Origin of the sequence: Cognatundibacterium squillarum (assembly GCF_014652435.1) — a bacterium.
Lineage (GTDB): Bacteria > Pseudomonadota > Gammaproteobacteria > Burkholderiales > Burkholderiaceae_D > Undibacterium > Undibacterium squillarum.
In genome coordinates this window covers 147,646-167,469 of the sequence record NZ_BMYU01000008.1, presented here as the reverse complement: position 1 = coordinate 167,469, position 19,824 = coordinate 147,646, and the positions used below count along the sequence as shown (strand labels likewise).

Annotated in this window: 21 protein-coding genes; 20 read left to right on the top strand and 1 reads right to left on the bottom strand. The window is 51.6% G+C overall.

All coding sequences use genetic code 11. The features are described from left to right. The first annotated feature begins 16 nt into the window (after positions 1 to 16). From IE092_RS15370 to IE092_RS15355, 4 genes are read left to right on the top strand one after another with little or no spacing between them, the layout of a single operon-like run. The gene (locus IE092_RS15370) at positions 17 to 343 is read left to right on the top strand and encodes a YbaB/EbfC family nucleoid-associated protein (RefSeq protein WP_189358079.1); all 327 of its coding nucleotides are present in this window, start codon (positions 17 to 19) and stop codon (positions 341 to 343) included. Continuing rightward, a complete protein-coding gene (gene recR / locus IE092_RS15365; protein ID WP_189358078.1) occupies positions 343 to 942 on the top strand; it encodes a recombination mediator RecR in 600 nt (199 codons plus the stop codon). The genes IE092_RS15370 and recR overlap by 1 nt, the downstream gene beginning before the upstream one ends. A 2-nt stretch (positions 943 to 944) precedes the next feature. After that, positions 945 to 1,595 carry an HD domain-containing protein gene (locus IE092_RS15360; protein ID WP_189358077.1) on the top strand — a complete coding sequence of 217 codons (651 nt, stop codon included), beginning with the start codon at positions 945 to 947 and terminating at the stop codon, positions 1,593 to 1,595. Positions 1,596 to 1,601: 6 nt separating this feature from the next. After that, positions 1,602 to 2,828 carry a CaiB/BaiF CoA transferase family protein gene (locus tag IE092_RS15355; protein ID WP_189358076.1) on the top strand — a complete coding sequence of 409 codons (1,227 nt, stop codon included), beginning with the start codon at positions 1,602 to 1,604 and terminating at the stop codon, positions 2,826 to 2,828. Positions 2,829 to 3,075: 247 nt separating this feature from the next. Here the strand turns inward: IE092_RS15355 and IE092_RS15350 are convergent, their stop codons facing one another. Next, positions 3,076 to 3,678, bottom strand: coding sequence for a MarC family protein (locus IE092_RS15350; RefSeq protein WP_189358075.1), 603 nt, complete (start codon positions 3,676 to 3,678; stop codon positions 3,076 to 3,078). 337 nt (positions 3,679 to 4,015) lie between these two features. Between IE092_RS15350 and IE092_RS15345 the strand changes: the two genes are divergently transcribed. The 16 genes from IE092_RS15345 to IE092_RS15270 all read left to right on the top strand — a co-directional run bounded on the left by IE092_RS15345 (position 4,016) and on the right by IE092_RS15270 (position 19,813). Next, complete coding sequence (locus tag IE092_RS15345) at positions 4,016 to 4,216, top strand: DUF1289 domain-containing protein (protein WP_189358074.1); 201 nt, start codon at positions 4,016 to 4,018, stop codon at positions 4,214 to 4,216. Positions 4,217 to 4,280: 64 nt separating this feature from the next. Further along, the gene (locus IE092_RS15340; protein ID WP_189358073.1) at positions 4,281 to 6,545 is read left to right on the top strand and encodes a xanthine dehydrogenase family protein molybdopterin-binding subunit; all 2,265 of its coding nucleotides are present in this window, start codon (positions 4,281 to 4,283) and stop codon (positions 6,543 to 6,545) included. 178 nt (positions 6,546 to 6,723) lie between these two features. Then, a complete protein-coding gene (gene gspG, locus IE092_RS15335) occupies positions 6,724 to 7,173 on the top strand; it encodes a type II secretion system major pseudopilin GspG (protein ID WP_189358072.1) in 450 nt (149 codons plus the stop codon). A 22-nt stretch (positions 7,174 to 7,195) separates the two neighbouring features. Continuing rightward, positions 7,196 to 7,663, top strand: coding sequence for a type II secretion system minor pseudopilin GspH (gspH, locus tag IE092_RS15330; RefSeq protein WP_308427141.1), 468 nt, complete (start codon positions 7,196 to 7,198; stop codon positions 7,661 to 7,663). After that, complete coding sequence (gene gspI, locus IE092_RS15325) at positions 7,650 to 8,042, top strand: type II secretion system minor pseudopilin GspI (RefSeq protein WP_189358071.1); 393 nt, start codon at positions 7,650 to 7,652, stop codon at positions 8,040 to 8,042. The genes gspH and gspI overlap by 14 nt, the downstream gene beginning before the upstream one ends. Continuing rightward, complete coding sequence (locus IE092_RS15320) at positions 8,032 to 8,706, top strand: PulJ/GspJ family protein (RefSeq protein WP_189358070.1); 675 nt, start codon at positions 8,032 to 8,034, stop codon at positions 8,704 to 8,706. The genes gspI and IE092_RS15320 overlap by 11 nt, the downstream gene beginning before the upstream one ends. Beyond that, positions 8,706 to 9,707: a type II secretion system minor pseudopilin GspK gene (gene gspK / locus IE092_RS15315; protein WP_189358069.1), complete on the top strand. Its 1,002-nt coding sequence runs from the start codon at positions 8,706 to 8,708 to the stop codon at positions 9,705 to 9,707. Before IE092_RS15320 ends, gspK begins: the two co-directional genes overlap by 1 nt. 8 nt (positions 9,708 to 9,715) lie before the next feature. After that, positions 9,716 to 10,975: a type II secretion system protein GspL gene (gene gspL, locus IE092_RS15310; protein WP_189358068.1), complete on the top strand. Its 1,260-nt coding sequence runs from the start codon at positions 9,716 to 9,718 to the stop codon at positions 10,973 to 10,975. Beyond that, positions 10,972 to 11,475: a type II secretion system protein GspM gene (gene gspM, locus IE092_RS15305; protein WP_189358067.1), complete on the top strand. Its 504-nt coding sequence runs from the start codon at positions 10,972 to 10,974 to the stop codon at positions 11,473 to 11,475. The genes gspL and gspM overlap by 4 nt, the downstream gene beginning before the upstream one ends. Then, the gene (gspN, locus tag IE092_RS15300) at positions 11,475 to 12,257 is read left to right on the top strand and encodes a type II secretion system protein N (protein WP_189358066.1); all 783 of its coding nucleotides are present in this window, start codon (positions 11,475 to 11,477) and stop codon (positions 12,255 to 12,257) included. Before gspM ends, gspN begins: the two co-directional genes overlap by 1 nt. A gap of 5 nt (positions 12,258 to 12,262) precedes the next feature. Next, entirely contained in the window at positions 12,263 to 14,443 is a 2,181-nt protein-coding gene (gspD, locus tag IE092_RS15295; protein ID WP_229793205.1) for a type II secretion system secretin GspD, read from the top strand. Beyond that, positions 14,443 to 15,873 carry a type II secretion system ATPase GspE gene (gspE, locus tag IE092_RS15290; protein ID WP_189358065.1) on the top strand — a complete coding sequence of 477 codons (1,431 nt, stop codon included), beginning with the start codon at positions 14,443 to 14,445 and terminating at the stop codon, positions 15,871 to 15,873. The genes gspD and gspE overlap by 1 nt, the downstream gene beginning before the upstream one ends. A 3-nt stretch (positions 15,874 to 15,876) precedes the next feature. Then, a complete protein-coding gene (gspF, locus tag IE092_RS15285) occupies positions 15,877 to 17,094 on the top strand; it encodes a type II secretion system inner membrane protein GspF (protein ID WP_189358064.1) in 1,218 nt (405 codons plus the stop codon). Positions 17,095 to 17,105: 11 nt separating this feature from the next. Beyond that, positions 17,106 to 17,684, top strand: coding sequence for a hypothetical protein (locus IE092_RS15280; RefSeq protein ID WP_189358063.1), 579 nt, complete (start codon positions 17,106 to 17,108; stop codon positions 17,682 to 17,684). Next, the gene (locus IE092_RS15275; RefSeq protein ID WP_189358062.1) at positions 17,685 to 18,473 is read left to right on the top strand and encodes a uracil-DNA glycosylase family protein; all 789 of its coding nucleotides are present in this window, start codon (positions 17,685 to 17,687) and stop codon (positions 18,471 to 18,473) included. It abuts the gene before it with no gap. A 107-nt stretch (positions 18,474 to 18,580) separates the two neighbouring features. Next, positions 18,581 to 19,813 carry an HD-GYP domain-containing protein gene (locus IE092_RS15270; protein ID WP_189358061.1) on the top strand — a complete coding sequence of 411 codons (1,233 nt, stop codon included), beginning with the start codon at positions 18,581 to 18,583 and terminating at the stop codon, positions 19,811 to 19,813. Positions 19,814 to 19,824 lie beyond the last annotated feature (11 nt).

Sequence of the window (19,824 nt, the reverse complement as noted above, 5' to 3'; positions counted from 1 at the left end):
AGCTGGAGTATTTAACATGATGAAAAATCAACTGGCCGGTTTGATGAAACAAGCGCAGGCAATGCAGGACAATATGAAAAAAGCGCAGGATCAACTGGCGCTGGTCGAAGTCGAAGGCCAGTCCGGTGCCGGTCTGGTGAAAGTGGTCATGACCTGCAAAAACGATGTGAAACGTGTTTCTATCGATCCGTCCCTGCTGGCAGATGACAAAGATATGCTGGAAGATCTGGTTGCTGCAGCATTCAACGATGCGGTACGTAAAGCAGAAGCGACTTCTCAGGAAAAAATGGCATCGCTGACCGCTGGTCTGCCACTGCCACCCGGCTTCAAAATGCCATTCTGATGAAAAAACGTCCCGGCAGTCTGGAAGCTCTGATGGATGCGTTGCGCTGTCTGCCCGGTGTCGGGCCGAAATCAGCGCAGCGTATGGCCTATCATTTGCTGCAGCATGACCGGGAAGGGGCGGATACCCTGGGGCATGCGATTCTGCATGCCCTGCAACAAATCCATCACTGTTCTTCCTGTAACACCTATACCGAAACCGGATTGTGCGAAACCTGCTCTGATCCGGAACGCGATGCCTCTCTGCTGTGCGTGGTGGAAACCCCGGCAGATCAGATGATGATTGAGCAAACCCTGATGTACAAAGGCTTGTACTTCGTGCTGATGGGGCGCTTGTCGCCGCTCGATGGTATCGGGCCGCGTGATATTTTTTTCGATAAGCTGATGCAGCGCGCCAGTGACGGCAAAGTGCGCGAAGTGGTGCTGGCAACCAATTTCACCAGTGAAGGTGAAGCCACCGCGCATTACATCAGCGAAACCCTGAAAGCCCGCGATATTGCAGTCACACGTATTGCACGCGGTGTACCTGCCGGTGGCGAGCTGGAGTACGTGGATCCGGGTACCATTGCCCGCGCCTTACTGGACCGTCGTCCCGCCTGACAATGCATGACAACAGTGCTTTATCAGATGCATGGTTTGCGCTGATGCAGCAACTGGCGGTGTCGCCTGATCATGCGCAGCAAGGCTGGCAACAGTTGCAGCAGCATTACACGGAACCGCACCGTGCTTATCACAATTTCTCGCATATCGCCGCGATGCTGCGCCATCTGGCGCAATCGCCGCTTACTGTGCATGACGAAGCGGTGCTGAAACTGGCGATCTGGTTTCATGACCTGATTTACGATCCGGAAGCCAAAGACAATGAAGCACGCAGCGCAGCGCTGGCAGTGCAGTGGATGCAGCAAGCTGGTTTCAGCGCGGAACGTTGCGATGCGGTGAATGCCTGCATTCTGGCCACTAGCAGTCATCAGTTGTCGCTTGCGGCCCATGTGCCGGAGGCGGCCTTGTTTCTGGATCTCGATTTATCGGTACTGGGTTTGCCTCCGGCGCAGTACCGGCTATATGCGGCAGCAATCCGCCAAGAATATGCATGGGTTGCTGCCATTCCCTACCGTTTAGGCCGTGCCGGTGTTTTACAAAAATTTCTGGCACGCAGCGAACTTTACTTCACCCCGTATTTCCGCCAGCGGCTGGAAGCGCAGGCCAGACACAATCTGCAGCGCGAACGCCGTCGCTTACTTTTCTTTTTCTGACGAATTATGAAGACAACAGGAGCTTTGTCAGGTATCCGCGTACTGGAACTCGGTACGCTGATCGCCGGACCGTTCTGCGCGCGTATGCTGGCGGAATTTGGTGCAGATGTGATTAACGACGGCGGCGATCCTTTGCGCCAGTGGCGTGTGCTGAAAGATGGCACTTCGCTGTGGTGGAGCGTGCAGGCGCGCAATAAGCAAAGCCTGACGCTGAATATGAAGACTGAACAGGGACGGCAGATTGCCCGTGAACTGGCATTGCAAGCCGATATCATCATCGAAAACTACCGCCCCGGTGTGCTGGAAAAATGGGGGCTGGGTTATGAAGCGTTGCGCGCGATTAATCCGGCCCTGATCATGGTGCGGCTGTCCGGTTACGGTCAGAACGGCCCGATGCGTGATATGCCGGGCTTCGGTGCGGTTGGCGAATCGATGGGCGGCCTTCGCTATGTTTCAGGTCATGCCGACCGGCCACCGGTGCGGGTTGGTATTTCGATCGGTGATTCCGTAGCTGCACTGCACGGGGTAATCGGCGCGATGATGGCCTTGCGTCACCGTGATGTGACCGGAGGTCGCTGGAACGGGAAAGCCGGTACTGAATTGCAAGCGGGGCAAGGGCAGATGGTGGATGTGGCCTTGTACGAATCGGTATTCAATCTGATGGAATCGCTGGTGCCGGAATACGATGTGGCCGGTGTGGTGCGCGAGCGTACCGGCGGCGCCTTGCCGGGCATCGTACCGTCGAATACTTACACCACGCAGGAAGGTGACAATCTGGTTATCGCCGGTAACGGTGATGCGATTTTTCATCGCCTGATGCTGGCAATCGGTCGGGAGGATCTGGCGCATGATACTCAACTGGCACGTAACGATGGCCGCGTGCCGCGCACGGCAGAAATTGATCAGGCGATTCAGGACTGGTGCAGTACGCAGACCGTGGATGCTGCGCTCGTCACTTTGCGGGCTGCCGATGTGCCGGTCAGTAAAATTTTTTCGGTGCGGGATATGCTGCAAGACCCGCAGTTTCTGGCGCGGAATATGTTCGAGCAACATCAGTTTGCCGACGGCACGCCGGTCAAATTACCTGCAGTGACACCAAAAATGTCGGCAACGCCCGGCGGTACGCGCTGGATGGGGCCGCAGCTTGGTGAGCATAATCATGCGATTCTGCAATCGCTTGGTTACAGCGACGCCGAGATTCAGGCATTGCGTGAGCAGGGCGTTACCGGCTAGATCGGCTGAAAATAGCTGTCACAGTCCGAAAATGGCCAAAATGCGGAGTTGAGCACAGAAAAACAGGCATTTTTTGCGGACGTCCGCAGAAACACTGGGCGAGCGGGCAGGTCTGAAAATCGTCAAATGCGGTGTTCTGCACAATGGCAGCACCCGTTTGCCTGAAGAATGACACATTGCAGAACGTCTGCAGCAACAAAAACGCCACCCGCAGGTGGCGTTTGTTTTAGCGATTTGCGCAAGCGTATCAGCTCAGTGTTTTCAGATATTCGCGGATACCTGCCAGCAGCATTTCGATCGACATCGCTGCCAGAATCAGACCCATCAGACGTTCGAACGCGGTCATCACTTTGGCGCCCAGAATGCGCTGCATACGCTCTGCACCCAGCAACACTACCAGCCAGACAATCGCCACTGCAATCAGTGCTGCCAGATGGATGGTCATTTCCTGTGTGCTGTCAGAGGAGAACAGCATGACCGTTGCCAGCGAAGACGGGCCAGCCAGCGCCGGAATCGCAAGCGGTACGATGAAAGGCTCGGAATTATTTTCTGCATCACCGAACACGCCGCCTTCCTGCGGGAACACCATACGCAGCGCAATCAGGAACAGAATCACACCGCCGCCGATACGAATCGATACTTCGGATAACTGCATCAGATTCAGAAATGCTTTGCCGAAGAACATGAATAACAGCAGCAGACCGAATGCAATCGCGCATTCACGCACGATCACACGCCAGCGGCGCTGCGGCGGCACATGGGCCAGCGCAGAAACAAAAATCGGCACGTTGCCGAACGGATCAGTGACCAGGATCAGCAGGATCAGGGTCTGGATAAAATCTTTTGCCATGGTAAAGCCTTTGAATTTTTGTATTGCAAGGGGTGGAGCCGGAGGGCTGTCTGGCAGATTGCAGACAGGAAAATATGCTGAATACGGCGGTGTGACAGTGGGTGTCAACCATAGAATGCGTTTCCATCAAGACAGAATTGTCCCAAGACTGACTAGGCTGTGTCAATCCGCGTACCGTTTTCACGGCTTTAGCCGATGCGGTATGACTGTTGCCGGAACGCTCTAAACCGAACATGCCTTGCCGCAATCCGCAGTAACTTCAAGTACTATATTCATTCAGAATGATAAATGCCAACCGGAAACATCAACTCCGGCTGGCAGTAGTGAAGGAAAAAGTATGTCTCACCCCTGGAATGACCCTCAGCAACGCCCCGATACACCTTGTGTCGCGGTGTGCTCCACTTTGTTCGATGATATTTGCCGTGGTTGCGGCCGTACTGTCGGCGAGGTGGCGCAGTGGGTGTTTATGAATCAGGCTGAAAAAGATGCGGTATGGACCCGCATTCTGGCCGAAGGTTATCCGCGTCGTCAGTCATAAGAAAAATCAGCGGCAGCATCCGGCCGCAACAGGCAGTGCAAAACAACAATAACGGAGACCACAGATGAAACAAGGCTTTAGTCCACGCCGCCGTCTGGTACTGGGTTTGCTCGGTGCCGGTGGCGCACTTGCATGCGGCTGGGCCGCATTGCCACCGCGTCAGCGTTTACATGCGGCTTTTTCCGATCCTGCTGCGCAATCGGTTGCTCTGAATGGCTGGGTGCAGATTGCGCCCGACGGGCAGATTATTGTGATGGTACACAGAACCGAAATGGGGCAGGGTATCCATACGGGTCTGGCGATGCTGGTTGCCGAGGAACTGGAAGTCAGTCTGTCACAAGTGCGCGTACAACATGCGCCGCCGGACCCGATCTACGCCAATCTGACCGCAGTCGTGGATATGCTGCCGTTTCATCCGGATGACGACAGTCTGTCACGTCGTCTGACAGACTGGCTGATGCTGAAAACCGCACGCGAAATCGGTTTGCAACTGACCGGCGGATCATCCGGTATCCGCGACGCGTGGCAGGGCTTGCGCGAGGCAGGTGCATTTGCACGCAGTTTGCTGGTGCAGGCTGCTGCTGCACGCTGGAAGGTTGCAGTGGATGCTTGTGCGGCTCGCGACGGGCGGGTCTGGTATCAGCAGCAATCCTTTTCCTATGCAGAGCTGGCTGCGGATGCAGCAAAACAACAGATCAGTTCTGTGCAACTGAAGCCTGCCAGCGCATTTCGTTTGATTGGTAAACCGCAGCAAAGGCTGGATGCGCATGCCAAGAGTCATGCGCAAACCACATTTGGCATCGATGTGCGCTTGCCGGGCATGTTGTTTGCCGCGATTCGTATGCCGGAGCGTTTTGGTCAGCAACTGGCAAGTATGGATGCAGCGGCAGTCCGTCAGCGTCCCGGTGTGCAGGCCGTGGTGGATGTGTCTGCAGATGTTGGTCAGGGTGGGTATCCGGGCGTTGCGGTGGTCGCCGATAGTTACTGGCAGGCCCGGCAAGCCGCAGATGCCTTGCCTGTCGTTTGGCGCGGCGGGGACCCGGATCTCAGTTCAGAAAAAATCCGTGCACAACTGGAGCAGGCACTGACACCGGCAGCTGCACACGTGTATCACTACAAAGGCGATGCACGCGGCGTTCTGGTGAATCCTGAGGGGCGACGCATTCTGAAGGCTGAATACAGTGCACCGTTTCTCGCCCATGCGGCGATGGAACCGGTCAGTTTTACCGCGCATCTGCATGATGACAAACTGGAGCTGTGGGGCGCAACCCAGGTGCCAACGGTGGTGTATAAGTTGGCGCAGCATCTGACCGGTTTGCCCGCTAAGAATATTGTTCTGCATGAATTACCTGCCGGCGGCGCATTCGGACGCAGACTGGAGGCAGATATGGTGCGGCAAGTCATTGCGATTGCAAAGGCGGTTAAAGGCAGGCCTGTGCAGTTAATCTGGAACCGCAGCGATGATATGCAACACGACATGTACCGTCCGGCAGCGATAGCCCGTTTTCATGCGGCGCTGAATGAGGATGGCACTATCGCTGCATGGGAAAACCTGTCAGCATCCGCATCCATCGCGCATCAGTTCACGCAGCGTTTGCTTGGCTTGCCCGGAATGGGACCGGATAAGTCGACGGCAGAAGGTGAATATGATCTGTGCTACCAGATCAGGAATCAGCAAATTTCACATGCCATCGTGCATTCGGATGTGCCTGTAGGTTACTGGCGTTCAGTGGGGCATTCACATAACGCATTTTTTAAAGAGTGCTTTATTGACGAGCTGGCTGCGGCCGCAGGCGTTGCCCCGCTGGAATTTCGTTTGCGGCATCTGAAACCGGGGAGTCGCCACGAGGCAGTGCTGAAGCGGCTGGCAGAAACCCGGGAGCCTGCGCCGGCGTCGCAGGCATGGGGCATTGCATTGCATGCCTGTTTTGGATCGGTTGTGGCGATGGCGGCACTGGTATCTGTGCAAGCTGGCCAGATTCGTGTGCATCGCATCCGTGTTGTTGCAGATTGCGGACTGGTGGTCAATCCGAATCTGGTGCAACAGCAACTGGAGTCTGGCGTGGTGTTTGGTCTGAGTGCGGCATTGTTCGGTGAGATTACGATTGAAGGCGGTAAAGTCCGGCAATCAAATTTTCACGATTATCCGGTCTTGCGTATCACGGACTTGCCGCAGATTGAAACAGTGCTGATGCCGGGCGGTGATGTGCCGCAGGGTGTCGGAGAAATTGCTGTTCCGCCAGTTGCACCGGCAGTTGCCAATGCACTTGCCGTACTGACAGGGCAGCGGTTGCGCAATTTGCCACTGAGGCTCCACTCGGTGCGCTGATATTGCGCTGCGCTGCAGTTTTGTGGCAAATTCAGACACCCGCGACGGAGCGATAAAATTTTTTCATGATTTGTCCTGAAAAAACGCACTGCACGGGAATTGTCGTTTTATACTTGCGGGCGCTTTGCTGTATGTGATTTGCATGCAGCGGGTCATTTGTTTATTAGAGGTTGAATATATGTTGAATTCTGGTTTAGCAGCAGTTCGTCAGCGTCGTCGTGCCGCAGGTTTTACCCTGATGGAAATTATGGTGGTCGTGGTGATTCTCGGTATTCTGGCAGCGCTGGTTGCGCCGAAAGTACTGGGCCGTGCCGACGATGCCAAAGTAACCGCCGCCAAACAGGATATCGCCTCAATTACGCAGGCACTGAAATTATACAAGCTGGACAACCAGCGTTATCCGACGACCGAACAGGGTTTGCAAGCGCTCGTTACCCGTCCTACATCCGGTCCGGCAGCAGCCGGCTGGAAAGGCTATATTGAAAAACTGCCAAAAGATCCGTGGGGTAATCCTTATCAGTATCTGAATCCGGGTCTGAAAGGTGAATTCGACGTGTTTTCTTACGGCGCTGATGGTCAGCCCGGCGGTGACGGCTATAACGCCGATATCGGCAACTGGGATCTGTAATTCCGGCAGCGACGGTTAACAAATGATGCGCAATGCAAAGCAGCGCGGTTTCACGCTGCTTGAGCTGATGGTGGTCATGGTGATTGCCGGGTTAATTCTTGGCATGATCAGTGTCACCGCAGTGCCCGGTAAAAAACAGCATCTGGAACGCGAAGCTAAGCGCATCTCTTCGCTACTGGAACTGGCGCGGGATGAGGCCATTCTGCGCAATCTGCCGGTGGCGATTGAACTGGACCAGTTTGCCTACCGTTTTCTGATACGTTCTGAACAACGCTGGATACCGCTCAAAGATGATTTATTGCGGGAACGCCAGTACGATATTTCCCCGCTTACGCTGACACTGGAACCTGCGCCGGTACAACCGGGCCAGTTCCGTATTGTGTTTGGCCGCGAGCCGGTTGATAAACCTTTTGTACTGACACTGCAGTCTGATGCGGAAAAAGTCAGTATTCGTGCTGATGGCATAGGACATTTTTATGTTGATCAGTAAGCGTTTATCGCTCCAAACCCAAACCGGCTTCACATTATTGGAAGTTCTGGTCGCTTTATTTATTGTTGGTACCGCACTGGGTGCCAGCTTGCGAGCTGTTGGCAGTCTTACGCAGAACAGCACGGACCTGCGTACATCGATGATGGCAACATGGTCGGCGGAAAACCGGCTGGCCAGTATCCGGCTGGCACGTGAATGGCCGTCGCTTGGTGAGCGCGACTTTGAGTGCCCGCAGGCTGAGTTGCAACTGATGTGTCATGAACGCGTGATTCCCACGCCAAATCCTTCATTCCGTCGGGTTGAAGTGTCAGTCTTTATGGCGGATCGTCCTGACCGTCGAATTATCAAACTGAATCAGGTGGTGCCGAATGCGCTCTGAGTACCGCCTGCGTCGTTCTTCCTCAGGTTTTACCCTGATCGAATTGCTGATTGCCATTTCGATTCTGGCAATGATCGCCGTACTTGGCTGGCGCGGTCTGGACGGAATTATCCGTTCGCGGCAAGCGCTGAATCAGGAAATGGAACAAAGTCGCGGCATTCAGCTGGCGTTCGCACAGATTGAAAATGATTGCGCACACCTGATGGATGCCAGTCTGCTACCCGGACAGAGTGTGCTGAGTGCCGGTGGTAATAAGCTGATGCTGATCCGTGCCGTCAGTGATGATGCACAGCCGACTCGTTATCAGGTTGTGGTTTACAGTGTCGTGGATGCGCAGCTGAGCCGACGCGAACTGCCGCTGACCCGCGAACTCAGGCGTTTACGCGCTGACTGGGAGCTTGCCATGAGCGATGGCGACGGAACGACACCGATTGTGTTACAGAAAGATGTACAGTCCATCCAAATGCGGACCTGGAAAACAGGCGAGACAGGATGGCGCAGCGGTGGTGATGATATTCAGAATCCGTCACAAGTGCTGACAAACCCTGCTTTTCCGGCAATAACCGGCCCCAAATCAGCCAAACTCGCGGGGCTGGAGCTGACGCTGCAACTGATCAGTCGTCCGGCACCGATGGTAAAAGTCTTTCTGCTGGGGGCTGCCTGATGAACATCATTACCAAATCAGTTCGTCAGCACGGGGTTGCCGTCGTCACCGCGTTGTTGCTGACAACTCTGGCGATTACCATCGTCGCGAGCCTGTTCTGGCAGCAGCAGGTGCAGGTGCGCTCGATCGAAAATCAGCGATTACAGTTGCAGAAAAAGTGGATATTCCGGGGAGCGATTGACTGGGCCAGGCTGATTTTGCGTGAGGATGCACGTCAGTCGGGTAAAGTAGATTATCTGGGGGAACCCTGGGCAGTAAAACTGGAAGACACGCGACTCGATCAGTATGTTGAAAACGGCAAACAGGATACGGAGGCCAGCGAAGCCAGTTTGTCAGGACAGATTGTTGATGCGCAATCGATGTACAACCTGAATAATCTTGCAACAGACGGGATTCCTGATGCTCGCGAGATTGCTGTTTATACTAAGTTGCTTTCCAATCTGCGCATGCCTTCTGAACTGGCAAAACGCACTGCAAACATGATTGCGCAGACGCAGATTGTACCTGTTGTACCTAAAGGCGCACCTGACAGTTCTGCAAGTCAGACCGCAAAATCCGTGCAGCGCGACAAGAACGAAATCGAATTTGTCGGGTTCACTCAGGTAGATGACTTACTTTCGGTGCCGGGCTATACGCCTGAAATGGTGTACAAACTTCGTACGTTTGTGACTGTTTTACCACGAAGAGGCGGTATTACCGCAGTCAATCTTAATACAGCACCGGCCGAAGTCTTGTCCGCCCGCATCGAAGGTGTCAGCATGAGCGACGCAGCCGTTATCGTCGCCAGTCGCGAGCGCGCATATTTCAATCAGCTTGCTGACTTTCAAAACCGTTTTCCGGATAAAGCGAAAGCAATCACTGAAAAAGATCTGCAGGTCTGGACCAGCTTTTTTATTGTGAACGGCAAAGTGAAAATGAGTCGTTCTGCACTGGATATCAGTGCATTGATTGAGCGGGCTGATGATGCATCGACAACGGTGCTCTGGTTGCGGGAAAACTAAAAACCTATATGGCGAACTTACTTTATATTTCTTTGCCTCCGCGCAGTGTGGCACTTAAAGACCCTGAATGGGCGGAAACGCTTCAGCTTGGATTTGCGCTGATGTCAGGTGACGGACAGTTAATGCAGCAGGGAAATCAGGCGCTGAATCAGATTCGTGCACTGGCCCACGGTGCAAGCGAAATCCGTTTCCTGCTGGCGCCAAGTGATGTGTCTGTCTTTGAAATCAGTGTTCCGCCGATGAATGCGGCACGTTTTAAAGCCGCGTTACCAAATCTGATGGAAGAGTATTTAAGTCAGGATGCGGCAGAGCTTGTTCTTGCTGCCGGTCAGGTCAAGGATGGCAAAGCGATTGTGGCTGTATCGGACCGAAGCTGGTTGCAACAAACCGTTGGCTTGTGCCGTACATGGGGAGTGCATAAATTATCGGCGTTTGCTGCTCATCTGGCGGGGCGTGCCGAGAGTGATCCGGCGATCATCTGGCTGGAGCCGGGGCAGGATGTCATTGGTCTGGCTATCAATGCAGGGCCCGGTTGTATATCTGCAAGCTTGCTTGATCAAACTGAATCAACCGCTGTATTGCAGATTGCGCAGATCATGCTGCATCAGGAAAGTGGCGTGCCGGTTACCCTTGTTGTGCCGGCAAATGAGCTGGAGCGCTGGAAACAGGATGTGGCAGCATTGCCTGAATTGGGTGCCTGGAATGTGCAGGCTGGCAGCTGGATGCAGCGCGTGCAAGGTATTTATTCCGGCGTGCCGGATTTATTGAAAGACTTTGAAATCGCAGCGCAGCCAGCTTTTGACTGGAAGCGCTGGAAATGGGCGCTGATACTGGGCGGGGCTGCCATTGTAGTGAATGTTGTTGCGTTAAATATTGAGTGGCTGAGTCTTAAACGGGAAGAAAAAGCCCTGAAAACAGCAATTACTGAAACATTCCGTTCTACTTTCCCGAATGAGCCGGTGCAGTTTCCTCTGGAGCAAATGCAACGGAAGCTGGCGTCTGCGCAACAGCAGGCTGGTCAGTTTTCATCAACGGATTTTGCGTCAGTGACTTTCCGCTTTGCTCAGGCATGGGACAAAGTGATGAGCGCACAGCCTATGGCGATTGAGACAATTGAGTACAGAGAAAGAGCGCTCCAGTTTAAAGTGAAAGCGGGCATCACTGTTCCGGCGGATGCGCTGAGTGCAGCACTTGCTGAACAAGCTTTAGTCCTGGAAAAGAAGAATGAGGGATTATGGCAGGTCAGTGCAGGAGGTAGAAAGAAATGATTGCGGTCTTGAAGGCACAGTTTGAACAATATTGGTCTGAGCGTGAACCTCGTGAACGCAAAACACTGACGACAGGCGCAGTTGTCGCCGGAGTTGCCTTGTTCTATTTGTTGGCGATCGACCCGGCATATACGGGCCGTATTTCCTTGGAAAAAAGTATTCCGGTGCAGCGACAACAACTGGCAGAAATAAACGCACTGAGCGTGCAGTATAACCAGCTGGCACCCCTGCTTAGTCAGGGCGTGGAACCGGTTACAAAAGAAATGATTGAAAGTGCGCTCTCAACCCGTGGTTTAAAGGCGCAGACACTTTCAATTAGTGACGGAACCGTAAAGCTGCAAATTCAGTCGGCCGCATACGCAAATGTGATGGAATGGGTTGCGGAAATGCAAAAATCATTTCGTCTTGTGGTTGAAGATGCCAAGCTGACCGGGCTTGCCGAAACCGGCCAGGTCAGTGTGAGTTTTACAATGCGTCAGATTCGTCAGGGAGCTAATTGATGGTGTCATGGCAACGCAAACTGTTGTGGTTGTTTGCGGCTTTAATAACCATTTTTCTGACGATCATTGTTTTTTTGCCTGCCGCGTGGTTATCTGCACTGCTGGAAAAACAGACTGGTGGTCGCTTGAGTCTTGGCGATGTTCAGGGGTCGTTCTGGTCGGGATCAGCGTTTGTTGGTGTTGCGGCCGATAATTACGGACCTGTTACGCCACTGTTTCCGGGACGTTTTAGCTGGAAGATTTCACCCATGCTGGTATTGGGACAAATCGAAGTGCTTCTTACCAATCCTGACGCGCTTTCTAAGCCAGTCTTGATGACAGGCAATGTGTCGACATTGTTTGTCAGCGAAGCAGTATTGTTGTTGCCGACTGAGAGATTGCAGGGACTGGGTGCGCCGCTGAATACTATAGGTCCCTCCGGCAAATTAGATATGCACTGGAAGAGCCTCAGTTTTGTCCGGGAGGGTACGCAGTTTAATGGTCAGGGACAACTGGTATTTACCCTGAGTGACATGTCGTCAAGATTATCTCCGGTCAGGCCTTTGGGAAGCTATCAGGTCAGGCTGGATTTGCAAGGTACGACGATGAACCTGCAATTGCAGACCCAACAAGGTCCGATGATGTTATCCGGAGCTGGCAGTATTCAGGGAGGCAGACTGCAGTTTTCGGGTAAAGCATGGGCACAGGACGATGCGGAAGCAAAATTGGCAAACTTGCTGAATTTGCTCGGGCAGCGCCGTAAAGAAGGTGCAAAAGACGTAATCGCATTAGAATTCAAATGAAAATTATGAAATCGACAAGTAAAGCAACTATGAAATCTCAGCAAGCTCGCTCAAACCAGCTGAAATTATCGGCCATCGCAGCAGCAGTGGCACTGGCCGCTGGTTGCATGACCGCAGCAACGTCTTTTGCTCAGACGCAAAGTCCGGCGCAGGCAGCACCGAACACTGTCGATCTGAATTTTGTTAACGCGGATATTGAATCGGTTATAAAAGCAGTCGGACACTTCACAGGGATGACATTTATCATTGATCCCAGAGTGAAAGGACAAATTACACTGCAATCGGAAAAGCCATTGACGAGAGATCAGGCGTTCAAATTACTGACCTCTACTTTGCGGTTACAGACTTATTCAGTTGTTTATTCCGACGGATACTATAAAGTTGTGCCTGAGACTGATGCAAAACTTCAGTCCGGCCCCGCGAATACAACCGAAAAATCTGAGGGAAATAAAGGCGATCAGGTCGTCACTCAGGTTTTCAGAATGAATTATGAAGCGGCCAATAATATTGTGACTGTTATCCGGCCGCTGATCTCGCCGAATAATTCTGTGGCTGCAAATCCCGGCAACAACACGCTGGTAATTACTGATTACGCAGATAATCTGAAACGCATCGCAAAAATTATTGCTGCGCTGGATGTGCCACCGAGTTCGGATCTTGAAATTCTTCCGCTCCGCCATGCAATTGCCAGTGATATGGCAGCGATGGTCGCGAAGCTGATTGAAAACAACGGGAGTGCGGAAGCTGGTCGTACGGTTGTTATGGCAGATCCGCGTACGAATGCGGTTCTGGTGCGGGCTCCCTCCGCAGCACGCGCCAATCTGGTGAAGTCGCTGGTCGAAAAATTGGACCAGCCAACGAAAATGCCTGGGAACGTACATGTTGTGTATCTGAAAAATGCGGAGGCTGTGAAGCTTGCGGCAACCTTGCGTTCTATTGTGACAGGCGATACTAGTGCGCAACCAAACTTAAGCAGCGGATTGCAGAATCTCGGTTCTTCGCTGGGTGGTGGCAACACACAGTCAGGCACCGGTGCTGCACAAACAGGTTCGGGGCTGGCAAACGCTAATACGGGTGTAACCGGTGGTGGCTTGCCACAATCTTCGACATCCTCGCAGCAGTCATCTTCTGGTGGCAGCGGTGCAGGGTTTATTCAGGCAGATGCTGCGACCAACACGTTGATTATCACGGCTAGCGAGCCTGTTTATCGTAATTTGCGCGCTGTCATCGACCAGCTGGATGCCCGCCGTGCGCAGGTTTATGTTGAGGCTCTGATTGTTGAGATTTCTGCGGATAAAGTGGACGAGCTGGGTGTTCAGTGGGCAGCACTGACAGGCGATGACTCAAGTAACATTCGCGTTGGTGGTGTAACCAGCTTTACCGACTCCGGAAATAACTTATTAAGTCTTGCGACAAGTAAATCGCCGACGCCGACAAGTGGCCTTACACTGGGTATATTTAAAAATATTAATGGCAAGCTAGGATTGGGTGCGGTTGCTCACGCTTTGCAAAGTAAGGGTAATGCCAATATTTTGTCGATGCCGAATCTGCTGACGCTGGATAACGAAGAAGCGAGAATTACAGTTGGCCAGAATGTACCGTTTGTTACCGGCCAGTTCACGACATCCGCGTCTACCGGTTCTGCTGGCGTGAATCCGTTTCAGACTATTGAGCGGAAAGAGATTGGTCTGAAGTTGACTGTGAAACCTCAAATTTCTGAGGGTGGGACTGTGAAGCTGGCGATTTACCAGGAGAATTCCAGTATTGATACTTCAGTATCTACTGGCACTACAGGTCTGATTACAAAACTGCGGACAATCGCAACGAATGTACTGATCGAAGATGGTGAGGTGCTCGCGCTTGGTGGTCTGATTGAAGACAGTGCCAGTGAGGCTGCCGAGAAAGTGCCACTGCTGGGTGATCTGCCGGTAGTTGGAAACCTGTTCCGCTATCAGACGAATAAGCGTGGTAAGACAAATCTGATGGTCTTTTTGCGCCCGGTAGTGATCCGCTCAGCGGAGCAGGGAGCAGCGTTGTCGCTGGATCGCTACGATTACATGCGTACACAAATTTCCCCGGCACTGAGTCCGGAATTCGTTAATCAGGGACTCAGAATGGATAAAGGTAAGCTGGTGATCCCATCCGCTGCAAAACCTGCGTCGAATTCCGCAAAGGAAAAACAGTAATGATGGAATATCGCTTGCTGCCGTTTGCATTTGCCCGCGATCATGCGATTGTCGCAGGTCGGGATAGCAGTCAGCCGGAACTTCCTGTGGTGCTGAATATTGCACGAGGTACTTCGCCCGCAGCAATTTCTGAAGTTGGCAGACGATTCGGGAAAGTTCGTTATGAGTTGTTATCTGACGAAGAACTTGCTGCTCTGATAGCACGTACTTATGCCGGTTCAGGTGGTGATGCCGCTGATGTGGTCGGAGAGGTTGAGTCTGATCTGGATCTTGCAAAGTTGATGTCGGATATGCCGGCAGTGGAAGACTTGCTGGAATCGTCTGACGACGCGCCGATTATTCGCATGATTAATGCACTCCTGACGCAGGCATTGCGGGATGGCGCATCTGATATTCATATCGAACCATTTGAACAGATTTCGGTAGTACGTTTTCGCGTCGATGGCACATTAAGAGATGTGGTTCGTCCAAGGAAGGCAATTCATGCGTCACTGATTTCCCGTATCAAAATTATGGCGCAGCTTGATATCGCAGAGAAACGTTTGCCTCAGGATGGACGTATTACCTTACGTATCGGCGGTAAGCCTGTGGATGTGCGTGTTTCTACATTGCCTACAGGCCATGGAGAGCGCGCAGTGTTGCGTTTGCTGGATAAGGAAGCGGGCCGTCTCGATTTATCTCATCTTGGCATGAGCACAGATGTTCTTGGGCAATTCGATAAGCTGATTGCACAGCCGCACGGAATTGTGCTGGTTACCGGGCCAACCGGTTCTGGTAAGACCACGACGCTTTATGCAGCATTGTCCAGAGTCAATGCTGGAACTACAAACATACTGACAGTTGAAGATCCGATTGAGTATGAGCTGGCAGGGGTGGGGCAAACACAGGTCAATGCGAAAATCGATATGACGTTCGCAAAAGCGCTGCGTGCCATTCTTCGCCAGGACCCGGATGTCATTATGATCGGTGAAATTCGTGATCTGGAAACGGCACAGATTGCAGTGCAGGCATCGCTTACAGGCCATCTGGTTCTGGCTACACTGCATACAAACGATTCAGCATCAGCTGTTACCCGGTTGATGGATATGGGGATCGAGCCTTTTCTGTTGTCTTCTTCGTTGCTAGGGGTTGTCGCTCAGCGTTTGGTCAGAAAGCTTTGTAGTCACTGCAAATATGAAGAAAACGGTCACTGGCATGCTGCAGGCTGCGAGCATTGCGGGCACACTGGATATTCAGGACGTGTTGGTGTTTATGAGTTGTTGCAAACTACAGATGAAATCCGATCGCAAATTCATCATCAGGCATCAGAGGCTGATATCAGGCAGGCAGCTCAGCGTGACGGCATGAAAACGATGCGTGAGGATGGTGACCGGTGGCTGGCGGGTGGTGTGACTACGCTGGAAGAATTGTTGCGTGTAACAAAGGACTAAATTGTGCCAGCGTTCCGATATGAAGCAGTAGATGCGCAGGGGCAGATATCCAAAGGCGTCTTAAACGCTGACAGTTCCCGCGCGGCGCGCAGCGATCTGCGCTCACAAGGGTTGGTTCCGGTAAATGTCGAGCAAATTCAGCAAAATGCCAGGTCGGGCAAATCCGGAATCAGCGTGTTTGCCGAAAAATTGTCGACTGTCGAACTGGCGATGTTTACCCGCCAACTTGCCAGTTTGCTGGAATCAGGCTTGCCGCTTGAGCAATCTCTGACCGCCTTAGTTGAGCAAGCCGAGCGTACCTTTATTCGTGATTTAATTGCAGCGGTTCGGTCAGAAGTAATGGCGGGATCCCCATTATCTGATGCGCTTAAACAGCATCCACAGGATTTTCCGGATATTTACCGGGCTCTGGTTGCGTCCGGCGAGCATATTGGTCAGCTTGCTAATGTATTGTCGCGTTTGGCGGACTATATCGAGCGGCGAAATGCACTTGCGCAGAAAGTAAAACTTGCATTTACCTATCCTGCAATTGTGACCGTTGTTGCGTTTGCGATTGTTATATTTCTCCTGACCTATGTTGTCCCCCAGATTGTGTCAGTTTTTGCAAATACAAAGCAAAAGTTGCCCGCCCTCACGGTTGCCATGCTGGCAATTTCGGACTTTGTCCGAAGCAGCGGCTGGATTGTCGCGATTGTAATTGCGCTTGCGGGATTCGGATGGAAAATGGCCTTGCGTGATCCGACAGTAAGGTTACGGTGGCATAAATGGTTGCTGAATGCGCCAGTTTATGGTCGTTTTGAGCGTAGCCTGAATACCGCCAGGTTTGCGTCAACACTGGCAATTACTACGGGATCCGGTGTTCCTATTTTAAAAGCGCTGCAAACCAGCAGTGAAACTGTATCGAATGTTGCGATGAAGGCTCAGGTGGAGGAGGCGACAAATAGTGTCAGAGAGGGTGTTAGTCTGGCACGCGCACTTTCTACGAGTAAGCATTTTCCGCCTGTTTTAATTCATATGATACGTGCGGGTGAAGTAACTGGTGAATTGCCTTCGATGTTGCAGCGTGCTTCTAACACCCAGGAGCAGGATCTGGAGCGCAGAGCGCTGGCAATGGCAGGTATGCTGGAGCCATTATTGATCCTTGTGATGGGCGTAGTTGTGCTTGTTATTGTGTTGGCTGTTCTGATGCCGATTATTGAAATTAATTCCCTTGTGCGCTGATAGGAATAGTGATGAAGCGTCTTCCGGTGTTGTTAAGTTTTGGTTGTTTTTTATTGCTTTGTGCAAGCGTTGCAGTTTGGGGTATGCGAATGTTTAAAGGACAGGCGCGTGGCGTATCCTCTTCGGTTGTGCAGCAAAGTTTTGAGCCTGCAGCAGGGATGTGGGGCAGTATTTTTGGTGAGAGTCAGTCTGCGCAGAATGCAGCCTCCAGCTACCTGTTAAAAGGGGTGATTTTGTCACGAGCTGGTCTGCCAAGCGTTGCCTTGGTTGTTGCAGACGGAAAACCTGCCAAGCCTGTGCGGGTTGGCGAGGATATCGTTCCTGGTGTTCAGGTGCGGGAAATTTCAGCGAGATCTGTGCAGTTTACTGAAGGCGGGGTTTTGCGAAGGATTGAGTTGCCGCAAGGTAATTTGACTGCGGCTAATGGCATTGTTGCTCCAGTCGCTGAAAATTCGGGTGCAAGTGTCACAAACTATCCTGTACGAAACATTTCCGGTGCAGTTCCGCCACCACCACCTCCCCAAAATGTTCCAATGGTCGTGCCGGGAGTACCCGTTGCTTCCATGCCAGCTGTAATGGGAGCAAATTAATTGACAGAGTTTGAAATCCCTCGCGGGCTTGATGATGCTTTATCGAAAGTTCATCCAGAATGGCTTATGCCTGTTATGCGTGGTTTGCGGGCGGTAGAAACTTCATTTCCCGGTTATCTGCGTAATTTGGCCGAAAGCAGTTATTTACCCACCCAGAATAGGATATTTGCTGCTTTTTCGCGTTCACCTGCGGAAATTCGTTACGCCTTAATTGGCGAAGGGCCTTATCCGCGTGCAGAGAGTGCAACCGGTTATGCATTCATGGATGGTGCGGTTGATGAGATATGGCTCCGGGATGAATCGGGTTTTACTAAAGCTGTTAATAAGGCAACGTCACTCAGAAATTTTCTTAAAATGCTTTGCGTGACGGAGGGATTGTTGCAGGCAAATCAAACTTCCGGTGATGTAATGTCAAGCATACTGCCGAAAGCAAATAGTACCGGAATCCAATTAATCAGAACCTTGCCGGAACTACAGAATAATCTGATAGAAAAAGGTTTTTTGTTACTGAATGCTTCCCTAGTGTTCCGGGATGACGTGCCTCCGGCGAAAGATGGTAAATCCTGGTTGCCATTTTTGCGTGAAATTCTGTGTCATCTGCAGAGCATTTCTTCCGAACCTCCGGTGCTGGTACTATGGGGGAAAATCGCGTCTGAAATAAATAAAATTCCTGAGGCAATGCAAATCCCAAGGTTAGTGTCAGAGCATCCATATAACCTGAGTTTTATTCAGAACAGTCTTATGCAGAATTTTTTTAAGCAGTTTGTATTACTGAGACAATGCGATTGACTCAAAACATTAAATAGTTTGTCCTTCAGGCAGCAACAGAAATGCCGTTGTAAAATGATTCTTTTGTGAAACATCTGGCCGTCGGTCAGTATCATCGTGATTGAAGTATGTTGAAAAAGATCCAGGTAGCCAAGTTGCGTGTCGGGATGTATGTCCATGAACTTTGTGGTTCGTGGATTAGCACACCATTCTGGAAAAAATCTTTTTTGATTTCCGATCTTGATGAGGTCAGACAGATTCTGAAATCAGGTATCAGGGAAGCGTGGATTGATACTGATAAAGGTCTTGATATCGATCAGCCCAAACAGTCAGAGCCAGCATCAAGTCCTCCACCGGAAGCAAAGGTTGTAGCAACCGTGCCGGCGCCAAGAATTATCGTACCAGCCAGCATGGAAGAGGAGCTTGGCAGAGCATCTCGGATTGTCGATAAGTCTAAGGAGGCTGTTTATACCATGTTCGCTGAGGCTCGCATGGGCAAAGCGGTAAATGTCGATAATGCCAAAGAGCTGGTTGAAGAAATTTCCAGTTCCGTTATGCGTAATCCTGGAGCGCTGATTGGTCTCGCCAGGCTGAAAACTAAAGATGATTACACCTACATGCATTCAGTTGCGGTTTGTGCATTAATGGTTGCGTTGGCAAAGCAGCTGGGGCTTGATGAGCACCAGACGCGTGAGGCAGGTGTTGCTGGGTTGCTGCATGATATCGGTAAGATGATGGTGCCAGGCGACATCCTCAATAAACCAGGAAAGTTGACGGACGAAGAGTTTATTTCCGTTAAAGAGCATCCTGCCGCGGGATATAAAATGTTGCGTGATTCTGAGGGTGTCAGTGAGATTTCTTTAGATGTATGTTTGCATCATCATGAGAAGATTGACGGCACGGGTTATCCGAAAGGATTAAAAGGAGAGGAGATCAGCCTGTTTGCGAGAATGGGCGCGGTCTGCGACGTTTACGATGCAATTACGTCAAATCGTCCTTATAAGCAGGGTTGGTGTCCTGCAGAGTCACTGCGTAAAATGGCGGAGTGGAGTAAAGGCCATTTTGATGAAAAAATTTTTCAGGCTTTTGTGAAGAGTATTGGTATTTATCCTGTTGGTACTCTGGTTCGGCTGGAGTCTGGAAGATTAGGTGTCGTTGTCGAACAATTGGCGGGAAAATCATTGCTGACACCAAAAGTTAGAGTTTTTTATTCTATTAAGTCGATGAGTTATCTCCAGCCAGAATTAATCGATCTTTCAGGGCCGGGTGTTCAGGACAAAATTGCAAATCGAGAGGATGCCGCGAAATGGGGGTTGAAAGATATAAACCGTTACTGGTTAGGGGATCATCAGCCAACGTAATTTCTGTTCAG